Below are 17,908 nucleotides of genomic sequence, written 5' to 3' on the forward strand. Positions count from 1 at the left end.
CAGGTGTGGTAGTAGTGAGGTAGTGATGTCCGCAGGTCACACGCGCACAGTCGATGTCGTGGTCGTCGGCGCCGGGTTGTCCGGCCTGGCCGCCGCGCGGAGGTTGACCGACCGGGGGCTGTCGGTCGCCGTACTCGAGGCCGGACCACGCGTCGGTGGACGCACGCTGACCGGCCGGGCGGGGGATGTCCTGGTGGACGAGGGAGCCACACTCGTCTACCCCGCCCACCACAACGTCTTTCGGCTCGCACGGGTGCTCGGCGTCGACATGTTCGAGAGCAGCGTCGACGGACGCTTCCTGCTCTACACCGACGGCGCCGCACACAGTTTCCGATTCGGCAATTCGCGCGGCATGAAGCTGTTCGGCATCCCGGCGCTGCGCCCTCTGCTTCGCATCACCCTCCGCCTCGCGGCGCGCTGGACGACGCTTCCCCTGCCGCCCGATGCCATAATCCAACTGCTGCACGTCATTTCGGCGCTGGACGAACTCGCGGCGACGGTCCCACCCGAGGCGCCGTGGACCGCACCCGAGGCCGACGACCTCGATCGCCGCACCTTCGGCTCCTGGCTGCGCGAACAGATGCCCGCACCCCAGGCGCGCCGGTTGTTCGAGGCGAATGTCGCCGGGTATCTGCCCGAATCCACTTCTCTGCTCTACGCCCTGCACTTCCTGCGCACCTGGGACGGCGTCGGCAACCTCGTCGCCGGACCCGCCCGGTTGTACCGATTCCGCGGCGGCGCCCAGGAATTGCCGCGCGCACTGGCCGCGGCGCTGGGTGATCGAGTGACGCTCGCCAGTCCGGTGCGGGAAATCGCCCAGCACCCGACGGGGGTCGTGGTGCGTTGCGCCGACACCGAATTCGTGGCGAACCGAGTGATCGTCGCGATCGGCCCTTCCGGCGTCCGAGACCTGCACTTCGATCCCCCACTACCCGCCGACCGCGTCACGCTGCAGAACGCCTGGCAGCCGGTACACGGCCGCAAGATCAATATCGTCTACTCCGAACCGTTCTGGCGACGGTCCGGACGGTCGGGCGCGGCACTCACCGACCTCGACGCCGTCCCCGGCCTGCTCGACGCGTCACCACCGGACGGGCGCGCGGGCGTCCTGGCCGGCTACCTCCCCGCAGACCGCGGCCCCACCGACCCCGCCGAACGCCGCCGCACGGTCCTCGCCGTATGCGCGGCACTGTTCGGCCCGCGCGCGGCCACTCCCCTCCACTACCTCGAAAAGAACTGGCAGGACGAGCCCTACGCCCACGGCTGCGAGGGCGGCCTCGCCACCGGCGCCCTCACCACCGCCCGCCGCCTCCCGAAAACCCCGGTGGGCCGCATCCACTGGGCGGGCGTCGAAACCGCCGACACCTGGCAGGGTTTCCTCAGCGGCGCCATCCAGGCAGGTGAACGCGCCGCCGACGAGGTCCTCGAATAGAGTGCTCGCGTGGCTGTAACCACGAAAGGACACACCGCGATTCGATCGGGCGGCATCGATCCGGGACGTCGCGCGCTCCTGAGTGCCGCGCTACTGGTCCCACTGGCCGCCTGCACGAAGGCGCCGACGGCCTCTCCCCCCGGCACCGCACCACCACCGGTATCGGATCCGGCCGCTCATTTCGCCGAGATGGAACGGAAATTCGATGCCCGCCTGGGGATATTCGCCGTCGCGACCGGAACGGGAAACACTCTCGCCTATCGCGCGGACGAGCGCTTCGCCTTCTGCTCCACCTTCAAGGCCCTGGCCGCGGCCGCGGTGCTGTCCCGAAATCCATTGTCACATTTGGATACCCGGGTGACATTCACCCGCGACGACATCCGCTCCATTTCACCGATCACCCAGACCCGTGTCGACTCCGGGATGACGATCGGTGAACTGTGCGACGCCGCGGTCCGTTACAGCGACGGCACCGCGGGCAACCTGCTGCTCGACGATATCGGCGGCACGGCCGGACTCACCGACTACCTGCGCAGTCTCGGCGACCGGGTCGGCCGCATGGACCACTACGAGCCCGAACTCAACAGAGTCGCTCCGGGCGACGAGGCCGACACCACGACCCCGCGTGCGATCGCCGCCGATTACCGCGCGCTGATCCTGGGCTCGGCTCTCCCGGACGACAAACGGGCACTGCTCACGGACTGGCTCCGGCGCAACGTCACCGGCTCGAAACGAATCAGAGCCGCCACCCCCGAGAAATGGTCGGTCGCCGACAAGACCGGCACCGGCGACTACGGCCGGGCAAACGACATCGCCATCGTCTGGCCCCCGACCGGTGCCCCACTGGTCCTGGCGATCATGTCCGACCGCCCCGGCGGCTACGACGCCCCACCCAGCGACGACCTGATAGCCGAATCCGCACGCCACATCTTCACCACCCTGACCTGATGCCTGCCGGATAATCGGCCGGTATGAAGGCCCATCGCAAAATCCCGGTCGACATGCTGAGTGGACCGGGAGTGCCGGGGCGTGAGGATGAGGTGCCGCTGTTGCACTTCGATCTGACCGCCGACGAGACGCGCCGGCTCTTGGCCGACCCTCTGCGCTTTGTGAACGAGAACCTCGATCTCACCGCCGAACAGCGGTCCTATGTGGTCATCGACGACACCCTCACGGCCCAGGTGTCCGAGTACGTCTGGACGCAGGACAAGGGGTGGCTGCCTGCGGTCCCCGCCGCCATGACTGTGCTTCCGCCGGACGGCGGCGCGGACGGTGGCGTCCCGCACCATCCGACCTGCGCTCATTTCGGCAGCAACATCATCAACATTCACGGGCACCCACCGGAGCATTCGGGCCCGGACATCGAACACGGGTGAATCAGAGTTCGGCCAGGGTCATCCCGCACAGCGACGGGTTCAGGTGGACCAGTTCGCGGTCGATTCCGTCGGCGAGATTCACCTCCCGGATGGAACCGCCCGTGTCGCAGACGTAATACGTGATGCCGTCGGGAGTGGTCAGGCCGATGGGGTCTTTGTAACCGTGGGAACAGACTTCGGGGGCGCCGACCCGGGGGGCGATCGTGGCACGGTTGAGGGTGTTGCCCGCGGATCCGACGCCGCGCTCGGTCCACGCCAACGAACCGCGGCCGTCGAGATGCAGGTCGATGGGCTGAGGGAGTCGGGCAAACAGCAGGTCGATGTCGTCGCGGTCGGCGGCCGTTCGCCCGGATGGAGTGTCGATGGGCGCCCGGAAGATTCGGCCTTCCGCCGCGGTGGTCGAGCCCTTTTGTGTCCAGTAGACCAGGCGGTTGCGGGGATCGATGGCGATGCCGACGCAATGGTTCCGGCTGTCGCGGGCGGCCTCGTCACCGGTAGCCACGACGACGAGGGGCTCGAGGTGGGATCCGTCCAGATCGCAGCGGAGCACCTGCATGCCTTCGCGGTCGCACCAGTAGAGCTTGCCCTCGGCGAAGTCGGCCGTCAGTTGCTTGCCGGTGGTGAAACCGCCCCGGGGAACGATGGTCCGGCGGTTGCGGCCGTCGAAGTCGACACGTTCGAGCGAGCCGCTACGGCCGAAGTTGGTTATCTCCCCGCCTTCGGGCTGCCCGGGGTCCGGCGTGCCCATATTCGTCCAGTAGATGTGGCCGCGTCGTTGATCGACGACGATGCCGTCCGGGTATTCGTCGAGGCCGTCGGCCACGGTCCGCACCCGCGAACCATCCAGGGACACCGCCTGAATCAGTCCCTCGACGATATTGAGAACCAAGAGCTCGGTCATGAGTGAACCTCCTCGCACCGCCGAGCTTTCGGCGTCGCGGAGTAGTCCGAATAAAATCCCGCGCCGATCACGGCAACCGGCCGGTCGAGGTAGTCCTGCGGAAGGTTCATGACGACTCCCGGAGTGTAGACGTTGCTCCCTATTTTCAGAACTTGCGGATCCAGCTGCACGGATCAATTGGTGGAATCCAAGACAGATTATCGACCAGTTGGCGAATATGCGAACCTCGTTATCCGATTTTCTGGGCGATCGCCCGCGAATCCGCAGGACATGATTCGGCGACCCGACTCGACCGAGCCGAACGCGCGCTGGGTCATTCTGTTCACCGATCGGCCACCTTGACACAGAGTTCGGTGCCGCCGTGCAGCGGCAGCGTTACCGACAGGAAGCCGTTGGCCGGATCGCGGATGTAGGCAAGAAAATCCGGCTCGGCATTGTCGTTCATGACGTAAGCCCCGATGCGCAGTTGCGGCGCGATGATCTCGATGACCTCGCGGGCGAGCGACGGTTCGACGCCGACCCACCCATCGATCAGCGCGAAGTCGACCGGACCGCCGAGGTCACGCAACGTCGCGCGAGCATCGCCCGCACGGATGTCGACGTAGTCGGCGAGTCCGGCATCGGCGAGATTGCGCCGCGCGGCAGCGATTTTGGCGGGCACGATCTCCGATCCGATCACCGTCCCTCCCCCGTTGTCGCGCACGGCGGCCGCGGCGTAGAGCGTCGACATGCCGACGGAGGTGGCGAACTCGACGGTCCGTGTGGCGCCGATGCCGCGGCACAGCAGGTAGATCAGGTCGCCCTGGTCCGGAGAGATCGAGAAGCCCCACTCGCTGTAGTCGTGCGGATCGCGCTCCTGGCCGATGCGTGGGTCGTCGACCGGAAACTGTTGTGCCGCAGCAAGCTTCTCGATGACGGTGTTGACCGCGGGGTCGCGAAGGGGTCGGTGGCTGTCGTCGGCCATGATCGGGTCTCCTGAAACACGTTGCGGTCCAAGGTAAATGACCTGCCGCGCCGCCGCACGTGGCTAGGCAGTAAGGTCAGGCTAATCCGGCTGATCGACGGCATGTGGCCAACCATGACCGCGAAACGGCCAACCTTTGTGCGGTAAGGAGCGAACGCGTGAACGCCGAAGGACTTCCATTGCTGGTCGTGACCCACTCACAGCTCGATCGAGGCACCCGGTTGGCCTACCACCACCATCCCCATCACCTGATCGTGTGGGAGACAGGTGCGACCGTGACCGTGCGCACCGACGGCCGGGACTGGCTCGTACCGCCGACTCACGGCCTCTGGATACCCGCCGCGACGCCGCACGCCGTGGACGTGCTCCACCCCGGAGGTTCCTGCGTCGTCGCCGTCGATGCCCGCTGCCCGATCTCCTGGACCGAACCCACCGGCGTCCTGATCACCCCCCTGATCCGCGAACTGATCACCTACCTCCACACCCACCCGGCTCCCCACCGCACCCGAACCCGCGTCGAGTCGGTCCTGCTCGACCTGCTCGAACCCACCCCCAGCACAAGCCTTCACGTGCCGCTGCCGGCCGACCCTCGCCTCCGCACCATCGCCGACGCACTGATCGCCGATCCGGCCGACCAGCGCGACCTCGCCGCCTGGGGCCACGAGGTCGGCGCCGGCGTGCGCACGCTGACCCGCCTGTTCTCCGCCGAAACCGGAATGACGTTCGGACGCTGGCGCACCCACGTCCGCATCCGGGCGGCCCTGACCCTCCTCGCCCGCGGCACCTCCATCGGCGCCACCGCCCGCGCCGTCGGCTACGGCAAACCCGGCGCCTTCAGCGACGCGTTCCACCGCGTCACCGGCCGAGCTCCGAGCATCTACCACCCGAACCGGCAGCGCTGATCAGGGAATGATCGACGGGGCTAGTCCTGTCTGCGGTGTGGCACGAACTCCAGGGTCAGCAGGGCCGCCGCGGTGAAGACGATTTCGCGCCAGCGGATCAGGACGAAGCGCTGGTCGGCGAAGGAGTTGAATTTGCGCAGGAAGCGGTACAGGGATTCGAGGCGGATCATCGGATCCAGCATTCGCGCCAGCACGTAGAGCGCCTGCCTGGTGCGGGTGCGCTGCTTGTCGCTGTACAGCTCCGGGAAGGCGGCGAAGGCCAGCGAGATCCGCTGCACGCCCTTGTCGCGGGCGTAATCGACCAAGTCGACGATCATGCGTTCGTCCAGGCCGTTGGGGGCGTCCTTGCGGCGCCACGGAACGTCCAGGCTCAGTTCGCTGCCGTGGTTGGAGGCGCCGTAGCGCTGGAAGCCCACCACCCGGCCGTCGGCGTCGCGGGCGAGCACGACCAGCATGCCCGGGTTACGGCCGTCGAGCAGGTGGTCCAGGATCATCGAGAAGCCGCGGGTCTGCCGCCCCGTCCCCCACTCGTCGACGATGTCGTACAGCGTGGCGCGCAGCTGCGGATCCAGCTCGCGCTCGTAGCGGACCTCGGTGGTGACCCCGAAGTTGCGGGTGCGGCTGACCGCCTGGCGCAGATTGCGGTACTTGCGGCCCACCATGTCGAAGCCGTCGACATCGATCACCACGTCGCGGCCGATCGGAATGGCGTGCAGCCCCTGGTGATCCACCGCACGCGTGCGCCACAGCTCGGTCACCTCGGGGCTGGCGCCCAGGACCGCGATCCGCCAGCCGTGGCTGCCCGCGAACTCGGAGAATTCGTGGATCAGCGTGGCGAAGTCGGCCCGCTCCCCGATCGGGTCACCGGCCACCACCGCAATGCCGAAGCGGGTGCGGTAGCCCAGGGCCGCCGTGGAATTCGCGTTGAAGAAGTAGGTTTTCGCCGAATGCAGCGCGAACGGCGCCAGCGGATCGGCGACCGTCCGGTCGACCAGGGCCGCCACCCGGAAGCGCTGTTCGGGCTGGGCGCGCGAGCCCTGCGGCAGCATCAGGATGAACCCGGTCGACGCCAGGCAGACGAAGCCGATGCCCGCATGATCGCCGCGATAGGCGATATTGGAGACGCCGAGCACGACGATCGCGACAGTGAAGTGCGGCAAGGTGATCGGACGCCGCAGATGCAGTCCACGCGCCACACCGAGCCCCGCAATCGACACCGCGACGAACCACCCGTGGTCCACCCCATGCTGGGCGGCCCGATCGGCGGCGTACAGCAGCACGACACCGACCAGCAGCAGCACTGTGATCAGCGGCACCCGCACGGCGCGTGTAGGCGACAGCGCCGCCTGTCTGTAGGTCCGCGAGCGCGTGACAGCCGAATTCAGCTCAGCCATCTCACCGCTCCCGGCGGGCTCGAGCGCCCGCAATCCGGCTCGCCATGGTCGTCCTCCCGATGGTCGCGTACCAACGACACACTATGCGGAACGCGGGTTCCGGGTATTCACCACCCCGGCCACCGCCCGCCGCAGTGCCAACAACCTCGGCGGCCCTGCATGTGCTTCCAAATGACAGTTAACCGATATCGCGCTGACCTTGTTCCACGCAATCAGATTTTATGGCCGAGCTGCGCTCGGCAGGTTTGCGGCGCCCTGAGGCGCAAACCGTACGTGGTTGCCTGCTAGGCGTCTCCGCCGAACACTCGCTCCACGACCGTCTTCGCCCGCCTCGTCACGCGCATGTAGTGGTCCAGGAATTCGCTGCCGTCGTCGTTCGGCCACCCGGCCACCCGGGCGACCGCCGACAGCAACCGGCCCGGCCCCGGCAGCTGGTCGGCCGGTTTTCCGCGGACCAGGACCAGGGCGTTGCGGGCCTTGGTGGCGGTCAGCCAGGCGTCGCGCAGCAGGGCGACGTCCTCGGCGTCGAGCAGTTCGGCCCGTTCGATCGCGTCCAGGGTTTCCAGCGTGGAGGTGTTGTGCAGCTCCGGCACCTCGTGGGCGTAGCGCAACTGCATCAGCTGCACCGTCCACTCGATATCGGCGAGCCCACCGCGGCCGAGTTTGGTGTGGGTGGCGGGGTTGGCGCCGCGCGGCAACCGCTCGGAATCCACCCGGGCCTTGATCCGCCGGATCTCGCGCACCGCGTCGGCCGACACACCGCCCTGCGGGTAGCGCACCTTGTCGACCATGTGCAGGAACCGCACGCCCAGCGCCTGATCACCGGCGACCTGATGGGCCCGCAGCAGCGCCTGCACCTCCCACGGCTGGGCCCACTGCTGGTAGTAGGCGTCGTAGGCGGCCAGCGTGCGCACCAGGGCCCCGTTACGGCCCTCGGGGCGCAGGCCCGCGTCGACCTGCAGCGGCGGGTCGGTGCTCGGCGCGCCCAGCAGCCGCTGCACCTGTTCGGCGACGCCGATGGCCCACTTCACGGCCACCGTCTCGTCCTCGCCGGGCCGTGGATCGCAGACGAACAGCACATCGGCGTCGGAACCGTAGCCCAGCTCCATACCGCCGAGCCTGCCCATGCCGATCACCGCCAGCTCGGCCGGAGCCGGTCGGCCCTGGTCGAGCTCGCCCGCCCGGATGACCGCCTGCAGCGCGGCCTCGAGCACCGCCACCCACACCCACGACAGCGCCCGGCACACCTGCGGCACATCCAGCATCCCGAGCACATCGGCGGAGGCGACCCGGGCCAGTTCGTGGCGGCGCAGCGACCGCGCGGTGGCCACCGCCCGCTTCGGATCGTCGTAGCGCGCCGATCCGGCGAGGATGCCCTCCCGCACCTGATCCGGCTGCGTCGCCAACAGCAGCGGGCCGTCGGGCCCGTCGGCGAACATCCGGATGGTCTCCGGGGCGTTGATCAGCAGATCCGGCAGATAGGCCGAGGAGCCGAGCACGATCATCAGCCGCTGCGCGATGGCACCCTCGTCGCGCAGCTCGCGCAGGAACCAGATCTGATCGTCCAGCCCCTCGGAGACCCGCCGATACGCCAGCAGACCGGCGTCCGGGTTCGGGGTCTCCCCCAGCCATTCCAGCAGCGTCGGCAGCAGTAACGCCTGGATGCGGCCCTTGCGGCCGACCTCGCCGGTGAGCGCCTTGAGGTGGCCGAGCGCGTTCTCCGGGGCCGCATAACCCAGCGCGGCGAGCTGTCGCACGGCCGCCTCGGGACTCAGCCGCAGCGCATCGGCGTCCAGCCGGGCCACCGACTCGAGCAGCGGGCGGTAGAACAGCTTGGCGTGCAGGCGGCGCACCCGCATGGTGTTGCGTTTGATCTCGCTGCGCAGCACACCGACCGCGTCCTGGCGGCCGTCGGGACGCATGTGCGCGGCCCGCGCCAGCCACCGCATCCCCTCCTCGTCGTCGGCGGCGGGCAGGGTGTGGGTGCGCTTGAGCCGCTGCAGCTGCAGCCGGTGCTCGAGCAGGCGCAGGAATTCGTAGGAGGCGGTGAGGTTGGCGGCATCGTCGCGGCCCACGTAGCCACCGGCCGCCAGCGCGGTCAGCGCCTCCACCGTGCCCTGGACGTGCAGCGATTCGTCGGCCTTACCGTGCACCAATTGCAGCAGCTGCACGGCGAATTCGACGTCGCGCAGGCTGCCGTGGCCCAGTTTCAGTTCCCGCTCGCGCAGGTCCGCGGGCACCAGATCCTCCACCCGGCGGCGCATGGCCTGCACGTCCACGACGAAATCGGGCCGCTCCGAGGCGGCCCAGACCATCGGCATGAGCGCGTCGCGATACTGCTCGCCCAGTTCCAGATCGCCGGTGGCCGGGCGCATCTTCAACAGCGCCTGGAACTCCCAGGTGCGCGCCCACCGCTTGTAGTAGGTGATATGCGATTCCAGCGTGCGCACCAGGGCACCGGCCTTGCCCTCGGGCCGCAGCGCGGCATCGACCTCGAAGAAGGCGTTACCGGCCACGGTCATCAGCTCGGCGGCCAACCGCGTCGCGGTGGTGTCGGCGGGTTCGGCGACGAACACGATGTCCACATCGGATACGTAATTCAATTCGCACGCACCGCATTTGCCCATGGCCACCACGGCGAGGCGCACCGGGACCGGGCGGTCCGGGCAGACGCGGGCCACCGCGACCGCCAGCGCCGCGGTCAGCGCCGCATCGGCCAGATCGGTCAGGTGCCTACCCACCTGCTGATAGCGCAGCACCGGCTCGTTCTCGACGGTGGCGGCCAGATCGTGGGCCGCCAGCAACATGAGCTGATCGCGATACCGCTTGCGCAGCAATGCGATAGCTTCCGGGCCCGCGATTCCGGCACGATAGAGCATGGGCCCGGCGCACGAGCCGTCCTCGGGCTGGGCCTGCACCGCCGCGAGCAGATCGGTGCTCAGCTCATCGCGTTTGGGCAGGTCCGCGCGGCGCAGCAGCTGCCAGCACTCGGGGTCGGCCACCAGATGATCCCCGAACGCGCTCGAGGAACCGATCAGCGCGAACAACCGACCGCGCAGCGAGATGTCGGTGCGCAGCGCCGAATCCAGTGCGGCCCAATCCGACCCGAGCCGCTCCCGCAGCCGCATCAGCGTCAGCAGCGCCAGATCGGCATCGGGTGACCGCGACAATGCCCACAGCAGCGGAATACTTTCGACGTTGTCCCACGCCAACTCTCGCAGCGAATCGGCGGCCGTCGGTTCGAGCAGGCCCAGCCTGCCGGCACCGGGAACCGCGGGACGGGCAGTCGGTGGCCGTACCATGCTCTCAACCTACATCGTGGCCTCGACCGCCGGGCCCGCGTGTCCGCGTATCGGAGAGATTGTTCTCACTTCGTGGCCCGGTTACAGGTCCAGGTACTCCTGCAGCTCGTACTGGGTGATCTGGGCCCGGTAACCCGCCCACTCGCGGCGCTTGTTACGCAGGAAGAAGTCGAAGACGTGCTCGCCGAGGGTCTCGGCGACCAGCTCCGAGCGTTCCATCGCCTTCAGCGCCTCGTCGAGGCTGGCGGGCAGCTCGCGGAAGCCCATCGCGCGGCGCTCGGCGGCGGTCAGCGACCACACGTCGTCCTCGGCCTCCGGCGGCAGCGTGTAGCCCTTCTCGATACCGCGCAGGCCCGCGGCCAGCAGCACCGCGAAGGTCAGATAGGGGTTGCACGCCGAATCAGGGCTGCGGATCTCGACCCGGCGCGAGGACTGCTTGTTCGGCGTGTACATCGGAACCCGAACCAGCGCAGAGCGATTCGAGCGGCCCCAGGACGCCGCCGTGGGCGCCTCGCCGCCGTGCACCAGCCGCTTGTAGGAGTTGACCCACTGGTTGGTGACGGCGCTGATCTCGTTGGCGTGCTCCAGGATTCCCGCGATGAACGCGCGCGCGGTCTCCGACAGGTTGATCGGGTCGTCGGGATCGGCGAAGGCGTTCTGCTCACCCTCGAACAGGCTCATATGGGTGTGCATGGCCGAACCCGGGTGCTCGGCAAAGGGCTTGGGCATGAACGTCGCCCGCACACCCTCGTCGATGGCCACCTCCTTGATGAGGTAGCGGAAGGTCATCACGTTGTCGGCCATCGACAGCGCATCGGCATAGCGCAGATCGATCTCCTGCTGGCCGGGCGCACCCTCGTGGTGGCTGAACTCCACCGAGATGCCCATCGACTCGAGCGCGTCGATGGCGTGACGGCGGAAGTTCGGCGCCTCGTCGTGGACCGCCTGATCGAAGAAGCCGCCCTTGTCCACCGGCACCGGATTGCCGTTTTCCAGGGCCGACTTCACCAGGAAGAACTCGATCTCCGGATGCACATAGCAGCTGAAGCCCAGGTCACCGGCCTTGTTCAGCTGCCGCCGCAGCACGTGCCGGGGGTCGGCCCACGACGGGGAGCCGTCCGGCATGGCGATATCGCAGAACATGCGCGCCGAATGCTGGTGCCCCTTGCTGGTCGACCACGGCAGCACCTGGAAGGTCGACGGGTCGGGCTTGGCCACCATATCGGCCTCCGACACCCGGGCGAAGCCTTCGATGGCCGAGCCGTCGAAGCCGATGCCCTCCTCGAAGGCGCCCTCCAGCTCGGCGGGAGCGATCGCAACCGACTTGAGATACCCCAAGACATCCGTGAACCAGAGCCGTACGAAGCGGATGTCCCGCTCCTCGAGCGTCCGCAGCACGAATTCTTTCTGGCGATCCATGCCCGCGAGCGTAGGCATACGGCGTTAAATCCGTGTTACGTAAGCAAAGCTCGCCCGTCATCCCGGCGTGGTCCCGGCCAAAAGCAGGCCGGGAACAGTGAAGACGCTCGCCGGGAACAGTGAAGACGCTCGCCGGGAACAGTGAAGACGCTCGCCGGGAACAGTGAAGAGGGCACGTCGGGAGGATGGCGGTGGCTACCCGCAGGTGAGACCGGCGGGCGGTTCCTTCAGGTCGGTCAGGTATTCGAAGACGGCGTTGTCGACGCATTGGGAGCCGCCCGAGAGGAAGGCCGTGTGGCGGGTGCCCTTGTTGGTGATCAGGGCCGCGCCGAGGTCTTTGGCCAGGTCGACGCCCGCCTGGTACGGCGTGGCCGGGTCGGCGGTGGTGGAGATGACCACGGTCTTGGGCAGGCCGGAGACCGAAAGGTCATGGGGGCCACCGGTATTGGGCACCGGCCAGAAAGCGCACATCTCCAGCGGGGCGTGACCGCTGCCGTGGCCGTCGTCGAGGAACGGGGCGACCTTGCGGATCTCGGCGTCCTCCTTGTCGGTCGCGGCCCGGTCCTTGATGGCCGGATCGTCGACGCAGTGGATCGACAGGAAGGCGTCCTGGGAGTTGTCGTAGCTGCCGTCGGAGCGCCGCCCGTTGTAGAGGTCGGCCAGCTTCAGCAGGATGTCGCCCTTGCCCTCGGCGACCTGGCTCAGCCCGGCGCTGAGCAGATCCCAGTTGTCCTCGGCGTACAGCGTGTTCTGCACGCCGGTGATCGCATCGCCGTAGGTCAGGCCCCGGCCGTCCTTGGTGGTCGCCGGACGGTCCCACAGCGGCGCCATCAGCGCCCGGAACCGCGCCACCGCCTGGGCCGGGTCGGTGCCAAGCGGACAGTCCGGTTTGCTCGTGCAATCGGCGGCGTAGGCGTCGAAGGCCTTCTGGAATCCGGCCGCCTGCTCGATCGACTCCTGTTCGGGTTGCTGCTCCGGATCGAGCGCACCGTCGAGGACCAGCGCACGGACCCGGTCGGGGAACTTCTCGGCATAGCTGTAGCCGAGGCGGGTGCCGTAGGAGTACCCGACGTAGTTGAGTTTGTCGTCACCCAGCACCGCCCGGATCACGTCCATGTCCTGCACCACCTCGCGGGTGCCGACGTGGGCCAGGAATTCGGGGCCGGTGCGTTCGCTGCAGCGCGCGGCGAACTGCTTGTCCTCGTTCTCGGCGGCCGCGATGCCCTCGGGCGAATTGTCCTTGGGCGGTTCGGCCCGTTCCTTATCCCATTCCTCGGCCGTCAGGCATTTGATCGCCGGGAGGGAGGCACCCACGCCGCGCGGATCGAATCCGACCCGGTCGAAGCGCTCGGCCAGCGGGGTGTCCTTGCCCTGCTGCGCCATCCACAACCCCGACTGGCCCGGACCACCCGGGTTGAACAGCAGCGATCCGATGCGCTGCCCGGTGGCCTTGATGCGCGAGAGCGCGATCTGCGCGGTGTTGCCCTCGGGTTTGGCGTAATCGACCGGCACGGTGATCCGGGTGCACTCGGCCTCGGACGGGAACCGGTCGGAGGGATCGCCGGTGAACCCGGTGCAGCTGCCCCACTGCGGTGTCTGTTTGTAGAACTTGTCCAGCGCCGCGGGCGTCGGTGTGGGCGCCGACGACGGGGCGGGTTCCTCCTTGCCGGAGGTGGTGCAGGCGGCGGCTACACACGTCAGTGCCACCAGGACGGCGACACGACCGGAACGCAACAACGACATGGTCCGATCCTGCCATCCCCGCCCGTGTGACGAATTGCATGGGCCGAACGCCTTAATCGCCGGATCGGCCCGGTGCAGACTGGACAGGTCAGAACATCCCGGGGACCCGTTCGGGCCTCGAGGCGACAACGAAAGGGACGATGATGTCCGATCAGGAAACCCCTGCCTACGGTGCCGCACCGAAAACTTCCCGGCGGAAGACTCGAGTACAGCATCTGCAGCAGATGAAGGCCGCGGGCGAGAAATGGGCGATGCTGACCGCCTACGACTACTCCACGGCGAAATTGTTCGAAGAGGCCGGTATTCCGGTCCTGCTGGTCGGCGATTCGGCGGCCAATGTGGTGTACGGCTACGACACGACCGTGCCGATCTCGCTGGACGAGCTGATTCCGCTGGTCCGTGGCGTCGTTCGGGGCGCCCCGCATGCGCTGGTGGTCGCCGATCTGCCGTTCGGCAGCTACGAGGCCTCCCCCGAGCAGGCGCTCACCAATGCCGTGCGACTGATGAAGGAGGGCGGCGCACAGGCGGTGAAACTCGAAGGCGGCGAACGGGTTTCGGAGCAGATCGCGACGCTCACCAGGGCCGGCATCCCGGTCATGGCCCATATCGGGTTCACCCCGCAGAGCGTCAACACCCTCGGCGGCTATCGGGTGCAGGGCCGCGGCGACGGCGCCGAACAGCTCATCGCCGACGCCATCGCGGTGCAGGAAGCCGGGGCGTTCGCGGTGGTCATGGAGATGGTTCCCGCCGAGCTGGCCGCCCAGGCCACCCGCAAGCTGACCATCCCCACCGTCGGCATCGGCGCCGGCGCCGACTGCGACGCCCAGGTGCTGGTCTGGCAGGACATGGCCGCCTACACCAGCGGCAAGACCGCCAAGTTCGTCAAGCACTTCACCCAACTCGGCGACCAGCTCCGCAGCGCCGCGGCAGCCTACGCCGACGAGGTCCGCCGCGGCACCTTCCCGAGCCAGGAACACACCTTCTGAGCCGGTGACGCCCCTGCCGGGGTGAGGCCGATGTCCGTGCCGGTTTCTCTGCTCGACCAGCCGCTGGAACCGCTGGTGGGCTGGGCCGCGCGGGAATTGGCGGCGCAGGGCATCGCGGTGTGCGGTGCCGCCGAGGAGATGCGGCGGCGGGACTGGACGCTGCTGGCTCGCATACCCACCGATATCGGACCGGTGTGGGCGAAGGCGAGTTCTCGCGCCTTCGCCCACGAAGGGCCACTGCTGCAGACGCTGGCTCGGCTCGCCCCGGGCAGTGTCCTCGAACCCCTTGCGGTGCATCGGGACAACGGGTGGCTGGTGAGCCCGGACGGTGGTGCGACGCTGCCCGAGGACCCCTCCGAACGGCATCTCATCGACGGTGCCGCCGCGGTCGTGCGGCCCGATCCGGACCGGTGGCGCGGCATCCTGCGATCGTATGCGGCTCTGCAGCACCGGCTTTCGGCGCACCTCGGCGAGTTGCGCGGCGCGGGCGTACCCGTCCTGCCACCGGGCCGGTTGATCACCGTCTACCGCCGTTTCGAACACCGCGCTCCGGGCCTCGGACCCGCCATCGAGCGCGCGGCGGCCGAGCTGGCCGCCTTCGGCCGCCTCAGCCTCGAACACAACGACCTGCATCCGCGGCACGTCTTCGACTCCACCACAACCCTTTTCGACTGGGGAGATGCGTTGATCACGCATCCGTTCCTGTCCATCCGCACGTTGCGCGACCCCCTGCGTGCGGCGTATTTCGACCAGTGGCGTGCGGTGAGCACGGTGACCGCCGGCGAGATCGCGCTCGCCGAGTGCCTCGCCCCGCTCACCGCATTACACCCCTTCGTCGCGCTCGACGCGTGGCCCGATGGGGCGTCGGACCGCCTCGCCCCCTTCGTCGACACCCTGCTCGGCCAACTGCGCGCCGCCCTCACCGGCTGAGGCCGCGCAGCTCGGGAATCGGCCGGGTCGTCGCCACGGCGGGAGACGTCGGCTGCAAATCAGTGGCAGACTCGGAAGCCGACGGAGCACGAAACGAGCAAAGGGAACAGATGTCGCAGAGCCGTTGGATGACTCGCGGGGCGCTGGGTGCCGCCGGTGTGGTGGCCGCCGCGCTGATCGCCGGATGCGGGGGTGGTACGACCGGATCACCGACACCCGCCGGATCCAGCGGATCGGTCACGTCCACGGCACATCCGAGCGGGTCGGCGGCGCCGTCGAGCGGGGCGAGGCCGGGCCCGGTGCAGATCACCGACGAGGCCGGCAAGCAGCTCTGCGAGGCCCTCCAACCGCAGCTGTCGGACTGGCGGGTGCAGGGACCGACGCTGGGCCGGGCCGCGCTGAACATCACCATCCACGAATGGGCGGCGAAGAACGGCGGCATCAACCTGCAGGTGCTCGCCGACAAGCCGGTCGTCGACCGCATCACCACCAAGAACTGCCCGGACGTCCGCACCCAGGCGCTGCAGGCGCTGGAGCTGCAGGACCTCGCCTCGGGGATCGCGTTCTGATGCGTCAGCTGTACCCACCCCTCGACCCGCACCGCGACGGCATGCTGGACGTCGGCGACGGCCAGCACATCTACTGGGAGGAAAGCGGTAACCCCGCCGGCAAGCCGGTGGTGTTCCTGCACGGCGGCCCCGGCGGCGGCACCGCCCCCTACCATCGGCAGTTCTTCGACCCGCAGGCCTATCGGATCGTCCTGTTCGATCAGCGCGGTTGCGGCCGATCCACACCGCATATCGCCGACGGCGCCAGCCTGGACACCAACACCACCTGGCATCTGGTGGCCGATATGGAGAAACTGCGCACACACCTGGGCATCGACCGGTGGCAGGTCTTCGGTGGCTCGTGGGGTTCGACGCTGGCGCTGTCGTATGCGCAGACCCATCCCGACCGCGTCACCGAATTGGTGCTGCGGGGGATATTCCTGTTGCGCCGCAAGGAGATCGACTGGTACTACAACGGCTCCGCCGGGTACGTGTACCCTGACGAATGGGTCAAATTCTTGGCGCCAGTGCCGGAATCCGAGCGCCGAGGAGATCTGGTGAGCGTCTATCACCGGCTGCTGCACTCCTCCGACCCCGACGTCGTCACCGCCGCGGCCGTGGCCTGGTCGACGTGGGAGGGGGCGACGAGTTCGCTGCTGCCGCAACCGGATCGGGTCGCCGAAACCGCCGAACCACGTTTCGCGCTCGCATTCGCCCGGATCGAGAACCACTACTTCGTCAACGGCGGATTCCTCGACGAGGGCCAGCTGCTGCGCGATATCGACCGCATAGCCCATATTCCCGGCGTGATCGTGCAGGGCCGCCACGACATCGTGTGCCCGGCCGTCAGCGCCTGGGATCTGCATCAGGCCTGGCCGAATTCGGTGCTGCACCTCGTCGACGACGCCGGTCATTCCGCCAGCGAGCCGGGGATCACCCACCATCTGATCGAAGCCACCGACAAGTTCCGGGACAGCTGATGGTCACCGCAGCCGGTCCCGCCCTCGTCGCAGCCGTGGCCGACGATCTGGACCGGCTGCTGTCGGCCGAGCCCGACGTGCGCGCGGACCGCCCGGATGCGGTGCACAGCATGCGAGTGGCGACCCGACGGCTGCGCAGCGTGCTGAAGTCGTATCGAAAGATGTTCCACCGCAAGCCGATCGACGAGATCCGCGACGAATTGCGCTGGCTGGCCGGACTGCTCGGGGTGGCGCGCGATGCCGAGGTGCGCGCGGAGCGGTTCGCGGCGCTGGCCCAGGAGCAGCCGCCGGAACAGCGCCGCATCGGCAGGCGGCTGGCGTCGATCGAACGAGGCAAATACACCCGTGCGCACAAGGCGGTGCTGCGCGCCCTCGACGGGGAGCGCTACGCCGCACTGCGCGAGCGGCTGCTGGATTTGCGCTTCGATCCGCCCCTGCGGTCGCACCGCGCAGAGAAAGGGGCCGACGACGTCTTTTCCACGGTGTTGCGCAAGGACTTCCGGCGCCTGCGCCGCCTGGCGCGCGCCGAGCCCGACGTTCCCGAGGACGAACGGATCGAGCATCTGCACGAGATCCGCAAGGCGGCCAAGCGTTTACGCTATTCCGCCGAGGCCGCGGCCGGGGTGCTCGACGGACCCGCCGAGGAGTTGGCGCGCCGGGCCAAGAAGCTGCAGTCGGTGCTCGGCGACCACCGCGATGCCGTCGAGTCGACGGCCACCATCCAGGCCCGTGCCGCGGCTGCCCGCAAGCGCGGCACCGATACCGCTCCGTATGACGAGCTGTGTCGCGCCGAGGCCGATGCGGCACGCAAGGCACTCGACAAATATCCGGTTGCGGTGGCTTTTCTGCAGGATGAGTTCGAGGGCTGAACCGGAGCGGATCGCCGATCCTCGAATCCTCTTGGACGGATGCCACGTTCGACGGTTACGTCCCGTTGGCCCGCAATGTCAGAATGGCATGATCTCCAGGTCCGGACGTCGAATTTGCGACAAGAAACGGAGAGATCACGACGGGTCATCAGCAGGTCACTG

Annotated in this window: 15 protein-coding genes; 9 read left to right on the forward strand and 6 right to left on the reverse strand. The window is 68.3% G+C overall.

The annotated features are described in order from the left end of the window. Window positions 1–25 precede the first annotated feature (25 nt). From IU452_RS17425 to IU452_RS17435, 3 genes are read left to right on the forward strand one after another with little or no spacing between them, the layout of a single operon-like run. Complete coding sequence (locus tag IU452_RS17425) at window positions 26–1,432, forward strand: flavin monoamine oxidase family protein (protein WP_195110100.1); 1,407 nt, start codon at window positions 26–28, stop codon at window positions 1,430–1,432. A 39-nt stretch (window positions 1,433–1,471) separates the two neighbouring features. Then, entirely contained in the window at window positions 1,472–2,380 is a 909-nt protein-coding gene (gene bla / locus IU452_RS17430) for a class A beta-lactamase (RefSeq protein WP_195110256.1), read from the forward strand. 23 nt (window positions 2,381–2,403) lie between these two features. After that, entirely contained in the window at window positions 2,404–2,808 is a 405-nt protein-coding gene (locus tag IU452_RS17435) for a hypothetical protein (protein ID WP_195110101.1), read from the forward strand. A 1-nt stretch (window position 2,809) separates the two neighbouring features. On the opposite strand, the gene IU452_RS17440 is transcribed toward IU452_RS17435, so the two are convergent. Together IU452_RS17440 and IU452_RS17445 are read right to left on the reverse strand one after the other, a co-directional pair. Further along, window positions 2,810–3,709, reverse strand: coding sequence for a hypothetical protein (locus tag IU452_RS17440; RefSeq protein WP_195110102.1), 900 nt, complete (start codon window positions 3,707–3,709; stop codon window positions 2,810–2,812). Between the two features lie 322 nt (window positions 3,710–4,031). After that, window positions 4,032–4,673, reverse strand: a complete 642-nt coding sequence (locus tag IU452_RS17445; protein ID WP_195110103.1) for an O-methyltransferase — start codon at window positions 4,671–4,673, stop codon at window positions 4,032–4,034. Between the two features lie 158 nt (window positions 4,674–4,831). Here IU452_RS17445 and IU452_RS38925 point away from each other — a divergent pair, with 158 nt between their 5' ends. Next, the gene (locus IU452_RS38925) at window positions 4,832–5,575 is read left to right on the forward strand and encodes a helix-turn-helix domain-containing protein (RefSeq protein ID WP_195110104.1); all 744 of its coding nucleotides are present in this window, start codon (window positions 4,832–4,834) and stop codon (window positions 5,573–5,575) included. A 20-nt stretch (window positions 5,576–5,595) separates the two neighbouring features. Here IU452_RS38925 and IU452_RS17455 read toward each other — a convergent pair whose 3' ends face one another. The 4 genes from IU452_RS17455 to IU452_RS17470 form a co-directional block, all read right to left on the reverse strand. Beyond that, a complete protein-coding gene (locus IU452_RS17455; RefSeq protein WP_195110105.1) occupies window positions 5,596–6,969 on the reverse strand; it encodes a bifunctional lysylphosphatidylglycerol flippase/synthetase MprF in 1,374 nt (457 codons plus the stop codon). Between the two features lie 284 nt (window positions 6,970–7,253). After that, window positions 7,254–10,271 carry a bifunctional [glutamine synthetase] adenylyltransferase/[glutamine synthetase]-adenylyl-L-tyrosine phosphorylase gene (locus IU452_RS17460; RefSeq protein WP_195110106.1) on the reverse strand — a complete coding sequence of 1,006 codons (3,018 nt, stop codon included), beginning with the start codon at window positions 10,269–10,271 and terminating at the stop codon, window positions 7,254–7,256. 81 nt (window positions 10,272–10,352) lie between these two features. Next, window positions 10,353–11,690, reverse strand: coding sequence for a type I glutamate--ammonia ligase (gene glnA / locus IU452_RS17465; RefSeq protein WP_195110107.1), 1,338 nt, complete (start codon window positions 11,688–11,690; stop codon window positions 10,353–10,355). A gap of 195 nt (window positions 11,691–11,885) precedes the next feature. Next, window positions 11,886–13,433 (reverse strand): alpha/beta hydrolase, encoded by a 1,548-nt coding sequence (locus IU452_RS17470; protein ID WP_195110108.1) that lies wholly within the window; start codon window positions 13,431–13,433, stop codon window positions 11,886–11,888. A 143-nt stretch (window positions 13,434–13,576) separates the two neighbouring features. On the opposite strand from IU452_RS17470, the gene panB reads away from it, so the two are divergent. The 5 genes from panB to IU452_RS17495 all read left to right on the forward strand — a co-directional run bounded on the left by panB (window position 13,577) and on the right by IU452_RS17495 (window position 17,746). Continuing rightward, window positions 13,577–14,419: a 3-methyl-2-oxobutanoate hydroxymethyltransferase gene (panB, locus tag IU452_RS17475; protein ID WP_195110109.1), complete on the forward strand. Its 843-nt coding sequence runs from the start codon at window positions 13,577–13,579 to the stop codon at window positions 14,417–14,419. Window positions 14,420–14,449: 30 nt separating this feature from the next. Further along, complete coding sequence (locus IU452_RS17480) at window positions 14,450–15,349, forward strand: hypothetical protein (RefSeq protein WP_195110110.1); 900 nt, start codon at window positions 14,450–14,452, stop codon at window positions 15,347–15,349. Window positions 15,350–15,477: 128 nt separating this feature from the next. Continuing rightward, the gene (locus tag IU452_RS38190; protein ID WP_228817968.1) at window positions 15,478–15,918 is read left to right on the forward strand and encodes a hypothetical protein; all 441 of its coding nucleotides are present in this window, start codon (window positions 15,478–15,480) and stop codon (window positions 15,916–15,918) included. Further along, the gene (gene pip, locus IU452_RS17490; protein ID WP_195110111.1) at window positions 15,918–16,877 is read left to right on the forward strand and encodes a prolyl aminopeptidase; all 960 of its coding nucleotides are present in this window, start codon (window positions 15,918–15,920) and stop codon (window positions 16,875–16,877) included. The genes IU452_RS38190 and pip overlap by 1 nt, the downstream gene beginning before the upstream one ends. Beyond that, window positions 16,877–17,746: a CHAD domain-containing protein gene (locus IU452_RS17495; protein WP_195110112.1), complete on the forward strand. Its 870-nt coding sequence runs from the start codon at window positions 16,877–16,879 to the stop codon at window positions 17,744–17,746. The genes pip and IU452_RS17495 overlap by 1 nt, the downstream gene beginning before the upstream one ends. Window positions 17,747–17,908 lie beyond the last annotated feature (162 nt).

It is taken from the genome of Nocardia transvalensis (assembly GCF_015477765.1).
GTDB classification, from domain to species: domain Bacteria; phylum Actinomycetota; class Actinomycetes; order Mycobacteriales; family Mycobacteriaceae; genus Nocardia; species Nocardia transvalensis_A.